Annotated in this window: 22 protein-coding genes; all 22 read right to left on the reverse strand. The window is 64.0% G+C overall.

Annotated features, from left to right (window positions below; translation table 11 throughout):
* Positions 1-254: 254 nt before the first annotated feature.
* A complete protein-coding gene (locus AB4061_RS22945; RefSeq protein WP_441637822.1) occupies positions 255-1,331 on the reverse strand; it encodes a porin in 1,077 nt (358 codons plus the stop codon).
* A 245-nt stretch (positions 1,332-1,576) separates the two neighbouring features.
* On the reverse strand, positions 1,577-2,374 hold the full coding sequence (tatC, locus tag AB4061_RS22950; protein WP_441637823.1) for a twin-arginine translocase subunit TatC: 798 nt from the start codon (positions 2,372-2,374) through the stop codon (positions 1,577-1,579).
* Between the two features lie 130 nt (positions 2,375-2,504).
* On the reverse strand, positions 2,505-3,014 hold the full coding sequence (gene tatB, locus AB4061_RS22955) for a Sec-independent protein translocase protein TatB (protein ID WP_441637825.1): 510 nt from the start codon (positions 3,012-3,014) through the stop codon (positions 2,505-2,507).
* A gap of 151 nt (positions 3,015-3,165) precedes the next feature.
* On the reverse strand, positions 3,166-3,402 hold the full coding sequence (gene tatA, locus AB4061_RS22960; RefSeq protein ID WP_043350196.1) for a Sec-independent protein translocase subunit TatA: 237 nt from the start codon (positions 3,400-3,402) through the stop codon (positions 3,166-3,168).
* A 163-nt stretch (positions 3,403-3,565) separates the two neighbouring features.
* Positions 3,566-3,922: a histidine triad nucleotide-binding protein gene (locus tag AB4061_RS22965; RefSeq protein ID WP_441637827.1), complete on the reverse strand. Its 357-nt coding sequence runs from the start codon at positions 3,920-3,922 to the stop codon at positions 3,566-3,568.
* A gap of 71 nt (positions 3,923-3,993) precedes the next feature.
* Positions 3,994-4,368: a DUF4870 family protein gene (locus AB4061_RS22970; protein ID WP_441637938.1), complete on the reverse strand. Its 375-nt coding sequence runs from the start codon at positions 4,366-4,368 to the stop codon at positions 3,994-3,996.
* 60 nt (positions 4,369-4,428) lie between these two features.
* On the reverse strand, positions 4,429-4,809 hold the full coding sequence (locus AB4061_RS22975) for a phosphoribosyl-ATP diphosphatase (protein WP_253931149.1): 381 nt from the start codon (positions 4,807-4,809) through the stop codon (positions 4,429-4,431).
* A complete protein-coding gene (gene hisI / locus AB4061_RS22980) occupies positions 4,806-5,213 on the reverse strand; it encodes a phosphoribosyl-AMP cyclohydrolase (protein ID WP_043350207.1) in 408 nt (135 codons plus the stop codon). Before hisI ends, AB4061_RS22975 begins: the two co-directional genes overlap by 4 nt.
* A 15-nt stretch (positions 5,214-5,228) precedes the next feature.
* Positions 5,229-5,999 (reverse strand): imidazole glycerol phosphate synthase subunit HisF, encoded by a 771-nt coding sequence (gene hisF, locus AB4061_RS22985; protein ID WP_174424913.1) that lies wholly within the window; start codon positions 5,997-5,999, stop codon positions 5,229-5,231.
* Between the two features lie 78 nt (positions 6,000-6,077).
* Complete coding sequence (gene hisA / locus AB4061_RS22990; RefSeq protein ID WP_006159658.1) at positions 6,078-6,824, reverse strand: 1-(5-phosphoribosyl)-5-[(5-phosphoribosylamino)methylideneamino]imidazole-4-carboxamide isomerase; 747 nt, start codon at positions 6,822-6,824, stop codon at positions 6,078-6,080.
* Positions 6,825-6,913: 89 nt separating this feature from the next.
* Positions 6,914-7,567: an imidazole glycerol phosphate synthase subunit HisH gene (hisH, locus tag AB4061_RS22995; protein ID WP_441637830.1), complete on the reverse strand. Its 654-nt coding sequence runs from the start codon at positions 7,565-7,567 to the stop codon at positions 6,914-6,916.
* Positions 7,564-8,187 carry a YchE family NAAT transporter gene (locus AB4061_RS23000; protein WP_035870676.1) on the reverse strand — a complete coding sequence of 208 codons (624 nt, stop codon included), beginning with the start codon at positions 8,185-8,187 and terminating at the stop codon, positions 7,564-7,566. The genes hisH and AB4061_RS23000 overlap by 4 nt, the downstream gene beginning before the upstream one ends.
* A gap of 122 nt (positions 8,188-8,309) precedes the next feature.
* Positions 8,310-8,903: an imidazoleglycerol-phosphate dehydratase HisB gene (hisB, locus tag AB4061_RS23005; RefSeq protein WP_006159655.1), complete on the reverse strand. Its 594-nt coding sequence runs from the start codon at positions 8,901-8,903 to the stop codon at positions 8,310-8,312.
* Between the two features lie 4 nt (positions 8,904-8,907).
* On the reverse strand, positions 8,908-10,008 hold the full coding sequence (hisC, locus tag AB4061_RS23010) for a histidinol-phosphate transaminase (RefSeq protein WP_441637833.1): 1,101 nt from the start codon (positions 10,006-10,008) through the stop codon (positions 8,908-8,910).
* Positions 10,009-10,095: 87 nt separating this feature from the next.
* Complete coding sequence (hisD, locus tag AB4061_RS23015; protein WP_441637835.1) at positions 10,096-11,433, reverse strand: histidinol dehydrogenase; 1,338 nt, start codon at positions 11,431-11,433, stop codon at positions 10,096-10,098.
* Positions 11,434-11,466: 33 nt separating this feature from the next.
* Positions 11,467-12,129, reverse strand: a complete 663-nt coding sequence (gene hisG, locus AB4061_RS23020) for an ATP phosphoribosyltransferase (protein WP_150985708.1) — start codon at positions 12,127-12,129, stop codon at positions 11,467-11,469.
* Positions 12,130-12,155: 26 nt separating this feature from the next.
* A complete protein-coding gene (gene murA, locus AB4061_RS23025) occupies positions 12,156-13,406 on the reverse strand; it encodes a UDP-N-acetylglucosamine 1-carboxyvinyltransferase (RefSeq protein ID WP_441637837.1) in 1,251 nt (416 codons plus the stop codon).
* A gap of 210 nt (positions 13,407-13,616) precedes the next feature.
* Positions 13,617-13,874: a BolA family protein gene (locus AB4061_RS23030; protein WP_043352389.1), complete on the reverse strand. Its 258-nt coding sequence runs from the start codon at positions 13,872-13,874 to the stop codon at positions 13,617-13,619.
* Positions 13,875-13,959: 85 nt separating this feature from the next.
* Positions 13,960-14,730: an ABC transporter permease gene (locus AB4061_RS23035; RefSeq protein WP_416050396.1), complete on the reverse strand. Its 771-nt coding sequence runs from the start codon at positions 14,728-14,730 to the stop codon at positions 13,960-13,962.
* A gap of 56 nt (positions 14,731-14,786) precedes the next feature.
* The gene (locus tag AB4061_RS23040; protein ID WP_441637839.1) at positions 14,787-15,740 is read right to left on the reverse strand and encodes an ABC transporter ATP-binding protein; all 954 of its coding nucleotides are present in this window, start codon (positions 15,738-15,740) and stop codon (positions 14,787-14,789) included.
* A 247-nt stretch (positions 15,741-15,987) separates the two neighbouring features.
* Positions 15,988-16,305, reverse strand: coding sequence for an STAS domain-containing protein (locus tag AB4061_RS23045; RefSeq protein WP_441637841.1), 318 nt, complete (start codon positions 16,303-16,305; stop codon positions 15,988-15,990).
* A gap of 124 nt (positions 16,306-16,429) precedes the next feature.
* Positions 16,430-17,053 carry an MlaC/ttg2D family ABC transporter substrate-binding protein gene (locus AB4061_RS23050; protein WP_441637844.1) on the reverse strand — a complete coding sequence of 208 codons (624 nt, stop codon included), beginning with the start codon at positions 17,051-17,053 and terminating at the stop codon, positions 16,430-16,432.
* Positions 17,054-17,112 lie beyond the last annotated feature (59 nt).

Genomic DNA, 17,112 nt, shown 5'->3' on the forward strand with positions numbered 1-17,112 from the left:
CGATGGCAATGGCGAGCCTGATCGCTCCGGGCCTCGCCATGCGTAGGGTGCGGGGATTGACAGGAGCATCCTTACGCACCGCTTAGGTAACATCGAGGCAATGCACCATGACTTATCAGCGCCGGGTGTGATCCGGGATCCCGCATTGCGCGCCGTCCTCGATACTGCGCGCACAAAACAAAATGCCGGCATCCTTGCGGATGCCGGCATTTTGCATTCAAGCCAATCTAAAGCGAGCTTGCGCCCGCGTTAAATTAGAACTTGTGGCGAACGCCAACGGTAGCGCCGAACTGGTTTGCACCAGCTTGCACGTTGGTGGTCGTCGAGGTGTTGAAACCATCAACGCCCAGCGACGAACCGTTCTTGTTCTTCACGTACGACAGCGAGGTGTACAGGTCGGTGCGCTTCGACAGAGCGTAGTCAGCCGTAGCAACGAACTGCCACGGATCTGCGCTGGTGTTGCGGAAGTCGTGGTAGTACACCGAACCCGTCAGCGAGAACGCCGGGGTCAGCTGGTAGCCCAGGCCAGCCCAGTACAGGTTGGCTGCCGAGTTAGCCGTCGGTGCGCCAGTGATGGTCGCGCCGTTGAAGCCGTGAGCGTAGCGATAGCCAGCGTACACCTTGGCCGGGCCGAAGGCGTAGGTACCAGCAACAGCTGCGCGGCGGGTCAGCTGCGAGCCACCAACGCCAGCAGCGTTGTCAACGTTGTTCGATTGGTCATACACAGCACCAACCGAGAACGGGCCTGCAGCATAGCTCAGGGCTGCGCTGTATTCGCGGCCGTTCGAGAACTTGCCAGCGGTTTCTTGGCCGTTGTTGGTGAACGAGTACAGAGCCGACGCGGTCAGGCCGCCGAACGTGCCAACGTACTTGACGGCGTTGTCGGCACGCGAAGCGAATTCAGCTGCGGTCGAGGTGATCGAGTAGCGAGTCGAAATCGCCATCGGATCATAGATCAGGCCGAAGTCATACATCAGGGTCTGTTGACGACCCAGGGTGACGGTGCCCCACTGATTCTGCAGGCCGACATACGCGCCACGATTGAACAGGCGGTTGGAGTCGCTAGCACTGCCGGTGTCGGTGTTGAAGCCGCTTTCCAAGACGAAAATGCCCTTCAGGCCACCGCCCAGATCTTCAACGCCACGCAGGCCCCAACGCGAACCCGATTGGTTGCCCGAGGTCATGCGGTACAGCTTGTCGCCGGCAGCATTTGCCTTGTTGTTGAACGACAGACCAGCGTCAACCACGCCGTACAGGGTCACGCTCGATTGGGCATACGCACCACCAGCGGCCAGGGCAGCTACAGCGGCTGCAAACAGTTTCATCTTCATATCGACACTTTCCTTGTCAACTGATTGGGAAATCTTGGCTTGCCCAAGTGCTTGGGCGACGCATTTACCTTCACGTCTGTTGCGTATTATGGGTCAGCGCCCCCGGCCGCTAGAAGGCTTTTTCATCGTTAACCATGGTTACGGACACATTTTGTTGTGATGTCGCAACAGCATAGACGACATTTTTCACCATTTTGGTGCAAAAGTTACGGCACCAAGCCTTGTTCTCGCCATTCGGCCCGACCTTAATCCGGCTGGGCTTCGCTGGCTGCGGCGTCCGCTGCAACGGGCTTTGTGGTGAATCGCGCCATGATCAGCCCCAGTTCATACAGCGCAACCAAAGGCACCGCCAGCAACAGCTGGGACAGCACATCGGGGGGCGTCACCACGGCGGCAATCACGAAGGCGCCGACGATCACATAGGGGCGAATCTGCTTGAGCTTCTCCAGCTCGACCACCCCGAAGCGCACCAGCACGATCACGACCACCGGCACCTCGAAGGTAATGCCGAAGGCCAGGAACATGGTCATGGCGAAGCTGAGGTATTTGTCGATGTCGGTCGACATCTCGGCCCCCAGCGGGGCGTTGTAGTGCGCCATGAAATGGAACACCGTGGGAAACACGAGGAAATAAGCAAACGCCACGCCGCAGATAAACAGGATGTAGCTGCTGCTCACCAGCGGCACGATCAATCGCTTCTCATGCTGGTACAAGCCGGGCGCGACGAACTGCCATATCTGGTAGAGCACCCAGGGCAGCGCTATCAGGAAGGCTACCAGCAGCGTCACCTTCATCGGCACGAAGAAGGAGCCGGTGACGTCGGTGACGATCATCCTGCCGCCCTTGGGCAGCGACTCCATCAGCGGCCTGGCAAACAAGTTGTAAATGTTCGGCGCCCAGTAGACCAGGCTGACGAACACCAGGATCACGCCCGATGCGGCCTTGACGATACGCGAGCGCAACTCCACCAGGTGAGAGATGAAGGTTTCCTGCGGACCATCATCTTGCGGGTCTTGGGGATCTTGGGAACGAGAGTCGCTCATGGCGTGGACCGCTCAGCCGGGATGGCTGGCATCGAAGAATCAGTGGCGATACAACGGCACGGCGCGCAAGTCGGAACGCACGACAGCGTTGGCCGGCCGGATACCGGCGTGTGGACAAGCCCCTTCATGCTCACTCGAAGAAAGAGCGAGCGGGACCGGTGGCGGGACGGTGGCGCTTGACGCGCGCGGCGCCGGATTGCGCCCAAACGCGTACATTGTGCTGGCGCTTGTACCACAGGGGCTGCGCGCCTTGCTTGACGCGCCAGCTCTTGCGGCCGTTGTGGGGCTTGTGCGCCGCGTCCCAGGAAGGCACGTAGCCGCCGGCGGGGCTTGCCCCTGCCTGCGTGCTGGAATCGGTGCCGGTCAGCGCATCGTTCAGGGCCTGGCCGTGCTCGTGCACTTCCTTGTGGATGGTGCGCTCGACATCGCGCGCGGCATCCTCGAACTCCGTGCGCATCTTGCGCAGTTCGTCGAGCTCGACCTCGCGGCTGACTTCTGCCTTCACATCATTGATATAGCGCTGCGCGCGGCCGACCAGTGCGCCGACCGTGCGCGCCACCTTCGGCAGCCGCTCGGGACCGATCACCACCAGCGCCACCGCGCCGATCAGTGCAAGCTTGGAAATGCCGAGATCGATCATGCGAGGTTCGAGAGGATGAGGCCGTGACAACGGCCGCCCCGGCCAGCGCGCAGATCGTCACGCAGGCTAGCGTGGCAAAGCGAACGTGGCCGGCAAGGCATTGCTGCCAGGAGGAAAGACATCGGGCGTGCTGACAAGGATGGAATCGCGCTTACTGCTGGCGCGACTTTTCCTTGGCTTCGACGTCGATGGTGGTGGTGTCGCGCAACTCCTTGGCGGGCGCGTCCGGCGCGTCAGCGGGGTTCCCGTTGGCATCCTTCATGCCGTCCTTGAAGCCCTTCACGGCGCCACCGAGGTCCTGGCCGATATTGCGCAGCTTCTTGGTGCCAAAGACCAGCATGACGATCACCAGCACGATGAGCCAGTGCCAAATGCTAAACGAACCCATTTTCTGCTCCTGATGAAGCCTGGGGCGGCGCCTTGCCACCCCGGCTTGTTGTTCCGTCACTGAAGGCCATGCCGGGCGACGGTTGCCGGCACGGCATCTGACCGAAGGCCACGCGGCCCGCGGTCCTGCATGGGCTGGCTGCCAGGCTGGCTTGAAGCCAGTCTTAAGGCAGCGGCACCTTCCACTGGCTGCGCGGGCCGCCAAGCACGTGCAGATGGAGGTGGTACACCTCCTGTCCGCCATCCGGGCCGGTATTGATTACCGTCCGAAAACCATTGCCACAGCCTTCCGCGCGCGCCAACTCCGGCACTTTCAACATCATTTTAGCAAGCACCGCGCCTTCGCCGGGTCCGCAATCGGCCAGCGAATCGACATGCACCTTGGGAACGAGCAGGAAGTGTACCGGGGCTTTCGGGTGGATATCATGGAAAGCCAGCATTTCGTCGTCTTCATACACCTTGCGCGACGGCAGCTGGCCGGCCACGATCCGGCAGAAGAGGCAATTGTGCGGTGAATTCATGAAAATTTCATTGCGCGCAGCAAATCAGGCTGCGATTTCGCCGCGAACCCGCCGGGATCCCGTCACAAACATCAGAAACGCTGATCCGGGTACATCGGCTTGCTGTCGTTCAGGTAGAGCCAGCCCTTGACGATACGATACAACATCCACAGGGACAGCACGCCCCATACCGCAAAGGCCAGCGGTATCAAGAACACCGTGGCAAACAGCACGCCGCCCAGAACGGCCCACGCCACCGACCACCAGAAGGAACGGATCTGCCAGGCAAAGTGGGAGGCGTAGAGGGTGCCCCGGGTGTCGTCGCGCTTGACGTACCCGACCACGATGGCGATCAGCGCGGTGATGCCGCCGGTCAGCCAGAAAATGGCGTACAGGGCATAAAGGATGTGCGTCAGCTTGCGCAGGCTAGCGAGCCGGTCGTTGTCAGCGGTGATCACATCCCCCATCGTCGTTGCTCCTGAAAGCGGCTCGTAGTTGCGGGTTGCCGGCGGGGCCGGCGCGGCCATTCAACTGCCGTCGGCCTTGCGCTGGGCTTTTTCCTCAAGGCCGGACAGGCCTTCGCGGCGAGCCAGCTCGTTGACCACGTCGGCCGGCTTCAGGCCAAAACGGGCGAGCAGCACCATGCTGTGGAACCAGAGATCGGCCACCTCGTACACCACCTTGCCGACCGCCTCCGGACCCAAGCCGGCAGCACGCGCATCCTTGGCGGCCATCACGGTCTCGGTGGCTTCCTCGCCGATCTTCTTCAGGATGGCGTCGTCACCCTTGTGGAACAGGCGTGCCACGTAAGACTTGTCAGGGTCGCCGCCGTTCTCCGGCTTGCGCGACTCCAGCACGGCGGCCAGGCGCGCCAGCACGTCCGCGCTGCTCAAGTGTTGTTCGCTCATGGCTTGGCCGCGTAGATAGTGGACGGATCCTTGAGCACAGGCTCGACGGTCTGCCAGTCGCCGCTCTCGGCGTCGCCCTCGAACTTCTGGAAAAAGCAGGAGTGGCGCCCGGTGTGGCAGGCGATGCCGTCGTTCTGGGTAACCTTGAGCAGGACCACGTCTTCATCGCAATCCAGGCGCATCTCGTGCACCTTCTGCACGTGGCCGGATTCCTCGCCCTTGTGCCACAGGCGCTTGCGCGAGCGAGACCAGAACACGGCCTCGCCGATCTCCGCAGTGCGCTGCAGCGCTTCGCGGTTCATGAACGCGAACATCAGCACGTCGTTCGAGCCGACTTCCTGGACGATCACCGGCACCAGGCCGTTGTCGTCCCACTTAACCTTGTTGAGCCACTTCTTTGCCATGTCGGTTCGCCGTGTTCAGATTCGCACCGGAATGCCCTCGCGGGCCATGAATGCCTTTGCTTCGCCAACGGTGTGCTCGCCGTAGTGGAAGATGCTGGCGGCCAGCACCGCGTCGGCGTGCCCCAGCTTGATGCCGTCGGCCAGGTCCTTCAGGCCGCCCACGCCACCCGAGGCGATCACCGGCACGGACACCGCGTCGCTGACAGCCCGCGTGAGCTCGAGGTCGAAGCCGCTCTTGGTGCCGTCGCGGTCCATGCTGGTTAGCAGCAGTTCGCCGGCGCCGCGCGCGGCCATCTCGCGCGCCCATGCCACGGCGTCCAGGCCAGTGGCCTTGCGCCCGCCGTGGGTGAAGACTTCCCAGCGCGCCGGCTCGCCGGGCGCGGAACTGCGTTTGGCGTCGATCGCGACCACAATGCACTGCGACCCGTAGCGCGCGGTGGCGTCCGACACCAGTTGCGGGTTCGCAATGGCCGAGGAGTTGACGCTGATCTTGTCCGCGCCGGCATTGAGCAGGCGCCGCACATCTTCCACGGCGCGCACGCCGCCACCCACCGTCAGCGGGATGAAGACCTGGGAGGCCACCGCCTCGATGATGTGCAGGATCAGGTCGCGGCCGTCGCTGGTCGCGGTGATGTCAAGAAAAGTGATTTCATCGGCACCCTGCTCGTCATAACGGCGGGCGATCTCGACCGGGTCGCCCGCGTCGCGTAATTCGACGAAGTTGACACCCTTGACCACCCGCCCGTTGGTCACGTCGAGGCAGGGGATGATACGTTTGGCTAGCATGAGATTCCTTGCCCGCCACGGCGCTGCGCGCATGCGCGGCGCCGGTGGCTGCAATTGTCGCGCGCGAGGCGCGTTGTCTTACTGCTCGGCGCCGAGCTTGTCGGCAAGCGCCTGGGCTTCGGCGAAATTGAGGTCGCCCGAATAGATCGCGCGGCCGCAGATGACGCCCTCGACACCATCCTTTTGCACACTGCACAGGCGTTCGATATCGGCCAGGTTGGACAGCCCGCCGCTGGCGATCACCGGAATCGTCGCCGACTGTGCCAGCTTGACGGTGGCATCGATATTGATGCCCTGCAGCATGCCGTCGCGGCCGATGTCGGTGTAGATGATGGCTTCCACGCCGTAATCCTCGTACTTGCGCGCGAGATCGGCGACTTCGTGGCCGGTCAGCTTGCTCCAGCCGTCGGTGGCAACCTTGCCTTCGCGAGCGTCCAGGCCGACGATGATATGGCCGCCGAACGCCGTGCAAGCATCCTTGAGGAACCCGGGATTCTTGACCGCGGCCGTGCCGATGATCACGTACGACAGGCCGCCGTCGAGCCAGCGCTCGATGGTGTTCAGGTCGCGGATGCCGCCGCCGAGCTGGATCGGGATCTCATCGCCCACCTCGGCGATGATGGCCTTGATGGCAGCTTCATTGCGGGGCTTGCCCACGAACGCACCATTGAGGTCGACCAGGTGCAGGCGCCGTGCGCCCTGCTCCACCCAGTGACGTGCCATGGCGGCGGGATCTTCGGAAAAGACGGTGGCCTGGTCCATGTCGCCTTGTTTAAGGCGTACACATTGACCGTCCTTCAGGTCGATGGCCGGAATGAGCAACATAAGTGTGACGAGCGTGATTGAGTGAAAGAGAAAATTGAGCTAGCCACCGTGGCCGGCCAACTCGGTCCCGAAAAAGCCGCTATCGAGGTTCAGGGATTCCAATGCACGAAGTTCCGGTACAGCTGCAAGCCCATGGCGGCGCTCTTTTCCGGGTGGAACTGCGTGGCAAAAATATTATCGCGCGCTACCGCGCTCGTAAATAAGACACCGTAGTCGGTTTCGCCGGCGATATGCGCCGGATCCTGCGCATGCACGTAGTAACTATGCACGAAATAGAACCAGCTTTCATCGGGGATGCCAGCCCACAGCGGATGGGAGCGCGCTTGCCGCACCCGGTTCCAGCCCATCTGCGGCACCTTGTAACGTGAGCCATCCGGCTGGGTCATGCCTTCCAGCTCGAAGCGGATCACCTCGCCGGGCAACAGTCCCAGGCAAGGCGTGCTGCCGTCCTGCGCCCTACTTTCCTTGCTGAAGTCGAACAGCATCTGTTCGCCAACGCACACCCCCATCATCGGCTTGCTGGCGGCGGCCTCGATCACCGCCTGCTGCAAGCCGGACGCGCCCAGCGCGCCCATGCAGTCGGGCATCGCCCCCTGGCCGGGCAGCACCACGCGGTCCGCCGCGCGGATCGCCTCGGGCTGGTCCACCACCTGCACGTCCGCCTCGGGCGCCGCCGCACGCAGGGCCTGCGCCACCGAGCGCAGGTTGCCCATGCCGTAATCCACAATTGCTATGGTAGTCATGATTTCAAAACAGGCAACAATGTCTTAAGCCCGTCCACAATGAATTCCACGGCCAGCGCCGATAGGATCAGTCCCATCAGGCGCGTGCCGATATTGATGCCAGTGCGGCCGATCACGCGCGCGATCGGGTCCGCCGCGCGGAATACTATATATACCACTGCGCCAAGCGCGATCCCAATTCCGACCAAAATCAGCAACTGGTACCAGTGCTGGGTCTTGCCGGCATAGACGATGACCGTGCTGATCGAGCCGGGCCCGGTCAGCAAGGGCAGCGCCAGCGGCACCACCGCGATGCTGGCCTTGGCTTCCGCCTCGTCCTCTTCCTCGGGCGTCGCCTTGGTACGGCCGGTCTGGGCGTTCAGCATGTTCATCGCCATCATGATCATGATGAGGCCACCGCCGACCTGGAGCGAGGCCACCGAGATATTGAAGAACTCAATGATCTGCTGGCCCAGCAAGGCGGAAATGCCCACTACCGTCGCCACCGAGATCGACGCGATCTTGATGGTATGCCGCTTTTCTTCTTCGGTCTGCTGGGTGGTCAGGCTGATGAAGAACGGGATGGCCCCGATCGGGTTGATCAGCGCCAGCAGCGAGATGAACGACTTAAGCGTATCCATCGGGTTGGGCTAATGTCGCGCTAATGCCGCGTTGGTGCCGCATCGGCACCACATTGATCGGAAATTTGCCGCCGGCGGCGCAGAACGCGCCGCCATGCGAGGCTGGTGGACGCCGCTAAGGCTCAGCCGACGAGGGTGCCCTTGGTCGACGGAATCGTGTTGCCGGCGCGCGGATCCATTTCCACCGCCATGCGCAGCGCGCGGCCGAAGGCCTTGAACACGGTTTCGCATTGATGGTGGGCATTGATGCCGCGCAGGTTGTCGATATGCAGCGTCACCGCGGCATGGTTGACGAACCCGCGGAAGAACTCGATGGTCAGGTCCACGTCGAAGCTGCCCACCCGCGCGCGGGTAAACGGCACGTGGAACTCCAGGCCCGGGCGGCCGGAGAAGTCGATCACGACGCGCGACAGGCATTCGTCCAGCGGCACATAGCTGTGGCCGTAGCGGGTGATGCCCTTCTTGTCGCCAATGGCCTTGGCAACGGCCTGGCCGAGCGCGATGCCGACGTCTTCCACCGTGTGGTGGTCATCGATATGGGTGTCGCCGCTGGCTTCGACCTCGAGGTCGAACATGCCATGGCGGGCGATCTGGTCCAGCATGTGGTCGAGGAACGGCACGCCGGACGCCAGTTTCTGGCGGCCGGTGCCATCGAGATTCAGCGAAACGCGAATTTGCGTTTCCGAAGTATTGCGGGTGACCTCTGCAACACGCATGGTGTTAATCCTGCAACGCCGCCTGGAAGGCAGCGAGAAATTGCGCGTTCTCTTCGGGAGTGCTGACCGTGACGCGCAGACAGTTGGCCAGCAATGGGTGCATTTTACCCACGTTCTTGATCAAAACCTTGCGCGCGAGCACCCCGTCGAACACACGGGCGGAATCGTCGACGCGCACCAGCAGGAAATTGGCGGCGCTCGGGTAGACCGTCACGCCCGGCAAGGCAGCCAGGGCGCTGGCCACGGTGGCGCGCTCGGCGCGCAGTTGTGCAGCCTGCTGGTCCAGCACGTCGACATGCTCCAGCACGAACAGCGCGGTGGCTTCGGTCAGCACATTGACGTTGTACGGCGGGCGCACCTTGTCGATCTGCGAGAGCCAGGCCGGCGCGCCGGCCAGGTAGCCCAGCCGGATGCCGGCCAGGCCCAGCTTGGACACGGTACGCATCACCAGCAGGTTGCCGAACTCGGCCAGGCGCGGCATCCAGGTGTCCTGGGCGAATGGCTGATAGGCCTCGTCGACCACCACCAGGCTCTGGCAGGCCTCGCCCTGGGCGGCGCGCACGATGGCTTCCATGTCATCCGCATCGAACAGGTTGCCGGTGGGATTGTTGGGGTAGGCCAGGTAAATGATGGTCGGCTGGTGCTCTGCCATGGCCGCGAGCATGGCAGCCCGGTCAAGCGTGAAATCCGCCTTGAGCGGCACGCCGACGAATTCCAGCCCGGCAAACTGGGCGGACATGGCGTACATGACGAAGCCCGGCACCGGTGCCAGCACCTTGGCGCCCGGCTTGGCGGCGGCCAGCGACAACATGCTGATGATCTCGTCCGAGCCGTTGCCCAGCAGCACGTCCATGCCCGCGGGCACGTCCATGACCATCTTCAGGCGCGCGCGCAGCACTTCGCTGCTCGGCACCGGATAACGGTTCAGCGCCACCTCGGCCAGCCGCGCGGCCAGCTTGGCGCGCAGGGCGTCGGGCAGCTGGTAGGGGTTCTCCATCGCGTCCAGCTTCACCAGACCGTGCGAATCCGGCACATGGTAGGCGCCCATGGCGCGTACGTCGTCACGGATGATGCGTTCGATCAGGGAAGTTTGCACTACGGACATTGGATTACCTCTTTGGTCGGTGGTTGTCGGTGCTGATTGCTGCAATCCGGCCGGGCGCCGAAAAAACCGGAACCCGGCCGCTATGCCTCAGTTACGCCTGAGGCGATACTCGGCGCTGCGGGCGTGGGCCTGCAAACCCTCGCCGTAGGCCAGCTCGGCGGCGATCTGGCCCAGCATCTGGGCGCCCTGCTCGCTCACTTCGATCAGGCTGGAGCGCTTCTGGAAGTCGTACACGCCCAGCGGCGACGAGAAACGCGCGGTGCGCGAGGTCGGCAGCACGTGGTTGGGCCCGGCACAGTAGTCGCCCAGCGACTCGCTGGTATAGCGGCCCAGGAAGATCGCGCCGGCGTGGCGGATCTTCTCGGCCCAGTGGCGCGGGTTCTCGGCAGAAATCTCCAGGTGCTCCGGCGCGATCGCGTTGGCGATCTCGCAGGCCTCGTCCATGTCGCGTACCCGGATCAGCGCGCCGCGCCCGGACAGCGAAGCACGGATGACGTCGCGGCGAGGCATGGAGTCAAGCTGGCGGTGGATGCTTTCTTCCACCTGGGCCAGGTAATTCGAGTCCGGGCACAGCAGGATGGATTGCGCGAGCTCATCGTGCTCGGCCTGCGAGAACAGGTCCATCGCCACCCAGTCCGGATCGGTGGTGCCGTCGCAGATCACCAGGATCTCGGACGGGCCGGCGATCATGTCGATGCCGACGGTGCCGAACACGCGGCGCTTGGCCGCCGCCACGTAGGCGTTGCCCGGGCCGACGATCTTGTCGACCTGGGGCAGCGAGCCCGTGCCGTAAGCCAGCGCGCCAACCGCCTGCGCGCCGCCAATGGTGAACACGCGGTCCACGCCGGCGATCTGCGCCGCGGCCAGCACCAGTTCATTGCGCACGCCGCCCGGCGTAGGCACGACCATGATGACTTCCTTGACGCCGGCCACGCGCGCGGGGATGGCGTTCATCAGCACGGACGACGGATACGCCGCCTTGCCACCCGGCACATAGATGCCAACGCGGTCCAGCGGGGTCACCTTCTGTCCCAGCACGGTGCCGTCGGACTCGGTGTATTCCCAGCTGTGGCTGCCGCACTCGATCTTCTGCTTCTCGTGGTAGGCGCGCACGCGCGCCGCCGCGGTTTCCAGGGCGGCGCGGCGCTTGGGCTCGAGCTCGTCGAGCGCGGCTTCGAGCTTGGCCGGCGAGATCTCCAGCGCGGCCATGGAGCTGGCTTCGACGCGGTCGAAGCGCTGCGTGTACTCTAGCACCGCGGCGTCGCCGCGTGCTTTCACATCGGCAAGGATCTGCGCCACGGCGCGATCGATGGCATCGTCTTCACCGGCTTCGAACGCCAGCACCTTGCGCAGCTCGGCGGCAAAGCCCTGCTCGGTCGAATCCAGCCGGCGGATTTCGAGGTTTTCCATAGAATTTTCGTTCATGACTCCATTCCCCAGGCTCTCTCGCGCGCGGCCTCAGGCCAGCGCGGCGGAGGCCCGTTCAAACGCGTCGAGAATCGGGGCAAGCCGCTCACGCTTGAGTTTGAGGGCAGCCTGGTTGACCACCAGGCGCGACGATATCTGCACGATCTCTTCCACTTCGACCAGGTTGTTGGCGCGCAAGGTCCCGCCGGTGCTGACCAGGTCGACGATGGCGTCGGCCAGGCCCACCAGCGGCCCGAGTTCCATCGAGCCGTACAGCTTGATCAGGTCCACGTGCACGCCCTTCTTGGCGAAGTGCTCGCGCGCGGTCTGCACATATTTGGTAGCCACGGCCAGCCGCGCGCCCTGGCGCACCGCGCTGGCGTAGTCGAAGCCCGCCGAGGTCGCAACCGACATGCGGCATTTGGCGATATTCAGGTCGATCGGCGCGTAGAGCCCGGCCATACCGTGTTCCATCAGCACGTCCTTGCCGGCCACGCCGAAGTCGGCCGCGCCGTATTGCACGTAGGTCGGCACATCGGAGGCGCGCACGATGATGACGCGCACGTCCGGATCGGAGGTGGGCAGGATCAGCTTGCGCGAGGTTTCCGGATCCTCGGTGACATGGATGCCGGCCGCCTCGAGCAGCGGCATGGTTTCGGTGAAGATCCGGCCCTTGGAGAGGGCCAGCGTCAACTGGGTCGGGGAGGGGCTCATCTGCGTCCTTTTATCTTTTCGTGCGCTCAGGCGATGCGGCGGATCTTGGCGCCCACGGCCGACAGCTTGTCTTCCATGCGGTCATAGCCACGGTCAAGGTGATAGATGCGGTCGATCACGGTTTCGCCCTCGGCCACCAGGCCGGCGATCACCAGGCTGGCGGAGGCGCGCAGGTCGGTCGCCATCACCTTGGCGCCCGACAGCCGGGGCACGCCGGTGACCACCGCGGTATTGCCTTCGACCGTGATGTCGGCACCCAGCCGGCTCAGCTCCTGCACGTGCATGAAGCGGTTCTCGAAGATCGTTTCGGTAATGCGGGCCACGCCGCCGGCCACACTGTTCAGCGCCATGAACTGCGCCTGCATGTCGGTCGGGAAAGCCGGGTATTCGGAGGTACGGAAGCTCACCGACTGCGGGCGCTGGGCCATCGTCAGGCGGATCCAGTCTTCGCCGGCCTCGATGGCGGCGCCGGCTTCGCGCAGCTTGTCGAGCACCGTGTCCAGGATGTGCGGCGACACGCCGCGCAGCACCACATCGCCCAGCGTCGCGGCGGCCGCGCACAGGAAGGTGCCGGCCTCGATGCGGTCGGCGATCACGGCATGGCTGGCGCCATGCAGGCGATCCACGCCCTGGATGACAAGACGGTCGGTGCCGATGCCCTCGATGCGAGCCCCCATCTTGACCAGCAGGTTGGCCAGGTCGGTCACTTCGGGCTCACGCGCGGCGTTCTCGAGCACGGTCTCGCCGTCGGCCAGCGTGGCGGCCATCAGCAGGTTCTCGGTGCCGGTCACGGTGATCATGTCGGTCACAACGCGCGCGCCCTTCAGGCGCTTGGCGCGAGCATGGATGAAGCCGTGCTCGATGCTGATCTCGGCGCCCATGGCCTGCAGGCCCTTGATGTGCTGGTCGACCGGGCGCGCGCCAATGGCGCAGCCGCCGGGCAACGATACGCGCGCTTCGCCAAAGCGTGCCACCAGCGGACCCAGCACCAGGATGGATGCGCGCATGGTCTTGACCAGCTCGTAGGGAGCCTCGGGCGAGTTGACTTCGGCGCCGTTGAGCGTCACGCGCGTGCCGTCCTGCTCGGCCTTCATGCCCATCTGGCGCAGCAGCTTGAGCGTGGTACCCACGTCCTGCAGCCTGGGAACGTTGTCGAGCGAGATGGTGTCGGCGCTAAGCAGCCCCGCGCACAGGATCGGCAGCGCGGCGTTCTTGGCGCCGGATACGCGGATCTCGCCTCGCAGCGGGCCATTGCCCTGGATCTCGAGTTTGTCCATGTTCTTTCAATTCCGGCCGGCCGCCCGCTGGCGTCCGGCATGTTTCATTACGGTCCGTGGCGGTGCGTCAAGGCGCGCCGCCGCAGCATCTGATACCCGTGGGCCGCCGCGCGCGTGGCGCGGACCCTGATTGTCATGTCCGGCCTGTCGGGCGGCCAGCTTGTTGGTCCGTATTTATTCGTGCGAGTCCGCCTTGTTCCGGCGCTTAGCTTACTGCTTGCCCTCGCCCGCCTGCGCCTGCCATTCGGCCGGCGTCAGCGTCTTCATCGACAGGGCGTGGATCTCGGCGCGCATGCGGTCGCCCAGCGCGGCATAGACCTGCTGGTGCCGCTGGATCAGGCGCTTGCCGTCAAACTGGGCGCTGACGATGGTGGCAAAGAAGTGCTGGCCGTCGCCCTCCACTTCCAGGTGTTCGCAGGACAGCCCTTGGGCGATGTAGTCACTGACTTGTTGGGGTGTAGGCAGCATGGTGGTCTTTTCGCGTTGATTCGCTTGCGGTTCCGGATCCAGATAGATGGGCTCTTGGCGTTCTGCTTTTTCTTGTGGGTAGCGTTCAGTGGCGCAGCTTGTAGCCGCTCTTGAGCAGCTGCAGCGCGACCGTGGCAAGCACCACGAAGGCCGTACCCACGACTGCGAGGCTGAAGGCCGGCGCCACGTCGGAGACGCCAAAAAAGCCATAGCGGAAGCCGTCGATCATGTAGAAGAACGGATTGGCGTGCGACACCGCCTGCCAGAAAGGAGGCAGCGAGTGGATCGAATAAAACACGCCGGACAAGAAGGTAGCCGGCATGATCAGGAAGTTCTGGAAGGCCGCGAGCTGGTCGAATTTCTCGGCCCAGATCCCGGCGATCAGCCCCAGCGTGCCAAGGATCGCCGCCCCCAGCACGGCAAACACCAGGATCCACGCAATGTTGGCGAAATGCAGGTTGGCGAACCAGGCCGTCACCAGCAACACGCCCAGGCCCACGGCCAGGCCGCGCACGATGGACGCCACCACATAGGCGCCGAACATTTCCCAGTGCGACAGCGGCGGCAGCATGATGAACACCAGGTTGCCGGTGATTTTGGACTGGATCAGCGACGACGAACTATTGGCGAAGGCGTTCTGCAGCACGCTCATCATCACCAGCCCCGGCACCAAGAACGCGGTATAGCTGATCTGGTCGTACACCTTCACCCGGTTCTCAAGCACGTGGCCGAAGATCAACAGGTACAGGATCGCGGTGAGCACCGGCGCCGCCACGGTCTGGAAGCTGACCTTCCAGAAACGCAGCACTTCCTTGTAGAGCAGCGTGCGAAAGCCTACCAGCCCTCCCACCGCCATCGGCGCAAGGTGGGTGTTGATGGCGTCTCGCGTAGCGTCGAATTCGGTCGGCATCTTCATGCTGCAGCCCCTATCGCCGTATCCGGCAGCGCGCCAGGCATATGGCCTTCGCGCCGCATGATCTGCACGAACACGTCCTCCAGGTCTGCCTTGTTGATTTCCATGTCTTCGATCTCGCAGCCGGCCTCGCGGCAGGCGGCCAGGATCGGCTCCACCGCCGGGTAGCCCGACAGCCGCAGCCGCACCGCGCGTTCGCCCGGGTTGGAGGAAGGCATGCGCAGCGGCTCAAGCGTGGCCGGCAAGGTACCACGGGAAAATGTCAGCGCCAGCTGCAGCCCGGCGAACTGGCTCAGCAGGTTGCTGGTGCGGTCCAGCGCCACCACCTCGCCGAACTTGAGCATGGCGATGCGGTCACACAGCGCCTCGGCCTCTTCCAGGTAGTGCGTGGTCAGGATGATGGTGTGGCCCTCGCGATTCAGGCGCGAAATGAACTTCCACAGCGTTTGGCGCAACTCCACGTCAACCCCGGCGGTGGGCTCGTCGAGCACGATGACCGGCGGCCGGTGCACCAGCGCCTGGGCCACCAGCACGCGGCGCTTCATGCCGCCGGAGAGCTGGCGCATGTTGGCGTCGGCCTTGTTGGTGAGATCGAGGTTGGCCATGATCTCGTCGATCCAGTCGTCATTGCGGGTCAGGCCGAAGTAGCCGGACTGCAGGCGCAGCGTCTCGCGCACCGTGAAGAAGGGATCGAAGACCAGTTCCTGCGGCACCACGCCCAACATGCGCCGCGCCAGCCGGTAATCGGCCACCACGTCGTGGCCGAGCACACTGACGCTGCCGGAATCGGCACGGTTCAGGCCCGCCAGGATGGAGATCAGCGTGGTCTTGCCTGCACCGTTGGGGCCGAGCAGGCCGAAGAATTCTCCTCGCTCGACGGTGAAGCTGACGCCCTTGAGCGCCTGCAGATTGCGGTAGCGCTTGCGAACGTCTTTGAGTTCGATGGCTTTCATGGCCGGATACTGTTTGGCAGGCGCGTAGGGCTCTGGTGGGCTCGCACGCCGGCCTCCTTGAAATGGCGGGGACCGCCTGGGTGCTTCGACCGTGTCTTGTCCGTGCCTTATATGCCGGAACGGTCGAACAACCCGGAATTATAGGGGATGCGGGAGCTGTCCCGCTTTGAGCGCGAGGCGTGGCGTGAGCCATCGCCCGGGCATCGCGGTAGCAAGCGCAGATCAGCAGCTTGCCACGGATGCCGGTTCAATGTCGGTGGGAAACGGTGTCTTGCGCGCCCCGCGCGCCCGTGGCGCCTGCCTGGGCGCCGAGTTGCAGCAGGGAATCGACGCCGTACAGCGCGGCCAGCTCAGCCAGCTGGGCCGGTACGCCGACGAACACGAGCGACTGGCCGCGGCTGGCGGCATCGCGCTGCCAGGCCAGCAGCACCGCGACGGCGGCGGAGTCGACCTGGGTCAGCTTGCCGCAGTCCACCTGGGCTTCGCCCTGGGCCAGGCGTGCCAGGCCGTCACGCAGCACGGTGGCGGCGTTGCGGTTGGTCAGCGAGGTGTCGAGCGAAAGCATCTGGCAGCGGTCCGGGGATGCGGGTCTGGAAAAAAGCACTCCCGCGGGTGCGGGAGCGCTCATTGTAGAACACTTCGGTCAGCCATGCTGGGCCGCAGCCTGCCGCTCAGGCAGGCTCGCAGGCTCAGTTCTTGGCGTTGGCGAGCTGGCGGTTGCGGTCCTGCAGCGTCTTGATCACGCCATCCACGCCCTGCTGGCCCACGATGGTGTTGAAACTGCCCTTGTAGGCCTCGGTCAGCCAGGCGCCCAGCACGTTGATGTCATAGACCTTCCAGCCTTGCGGGGTCTTCTCGAGGCGGTAATCGAGCTGGATCGGCTCGCCCTTGTTGATGACCTGGGTGCGAATGGTGGCATCGGTATCGTCCGGGCTGCCGCGGTACGGGCGGAACTGCACGCTCTGGTCGCGAATCTGCGCGATGGCGCCCGAATAGGTGCGGATCAGCAGGGTCTTGAACTCGTCGGTGATCTGCTTTTGCTGCTCGGGCGTGGCCTTGGACCAGTTGCGGCCCATGGCAATCTGCGTGGTCTTCTGGAAATTCGCGTTGGGCAGGATCTTCTGCTCCACCAGCGCCGAGATCTTGCCAATGTTCCCGGCCTGCATGTCCTTGTCCGCCTTGACCGAAGTCATCACGTCGCCGACCACCGCCTTGACCAGCCCGTCGGGCGTGCTGGCATCCTGCGATTGGGCGTGGGCGGCGCCGGAAAAGGCAACCACGGTAAGAAAAGGTAGCAACAGTCGCTTCAGCATATTTCGTCCTTATCAATTCGATAACGCAGGGACACCGAGGTACGGCATCCTAGCGTCCC

The sequence above is a fragment of the Cupriavidus sp. YAF13 genome (assembly GCF_052113425.1).
Classification (GTDB): Bacteria; Pseudomonadota; Gammaproteobacteria; order Burkholderiales; family Burkholderiaceae; genus Cupriavidus.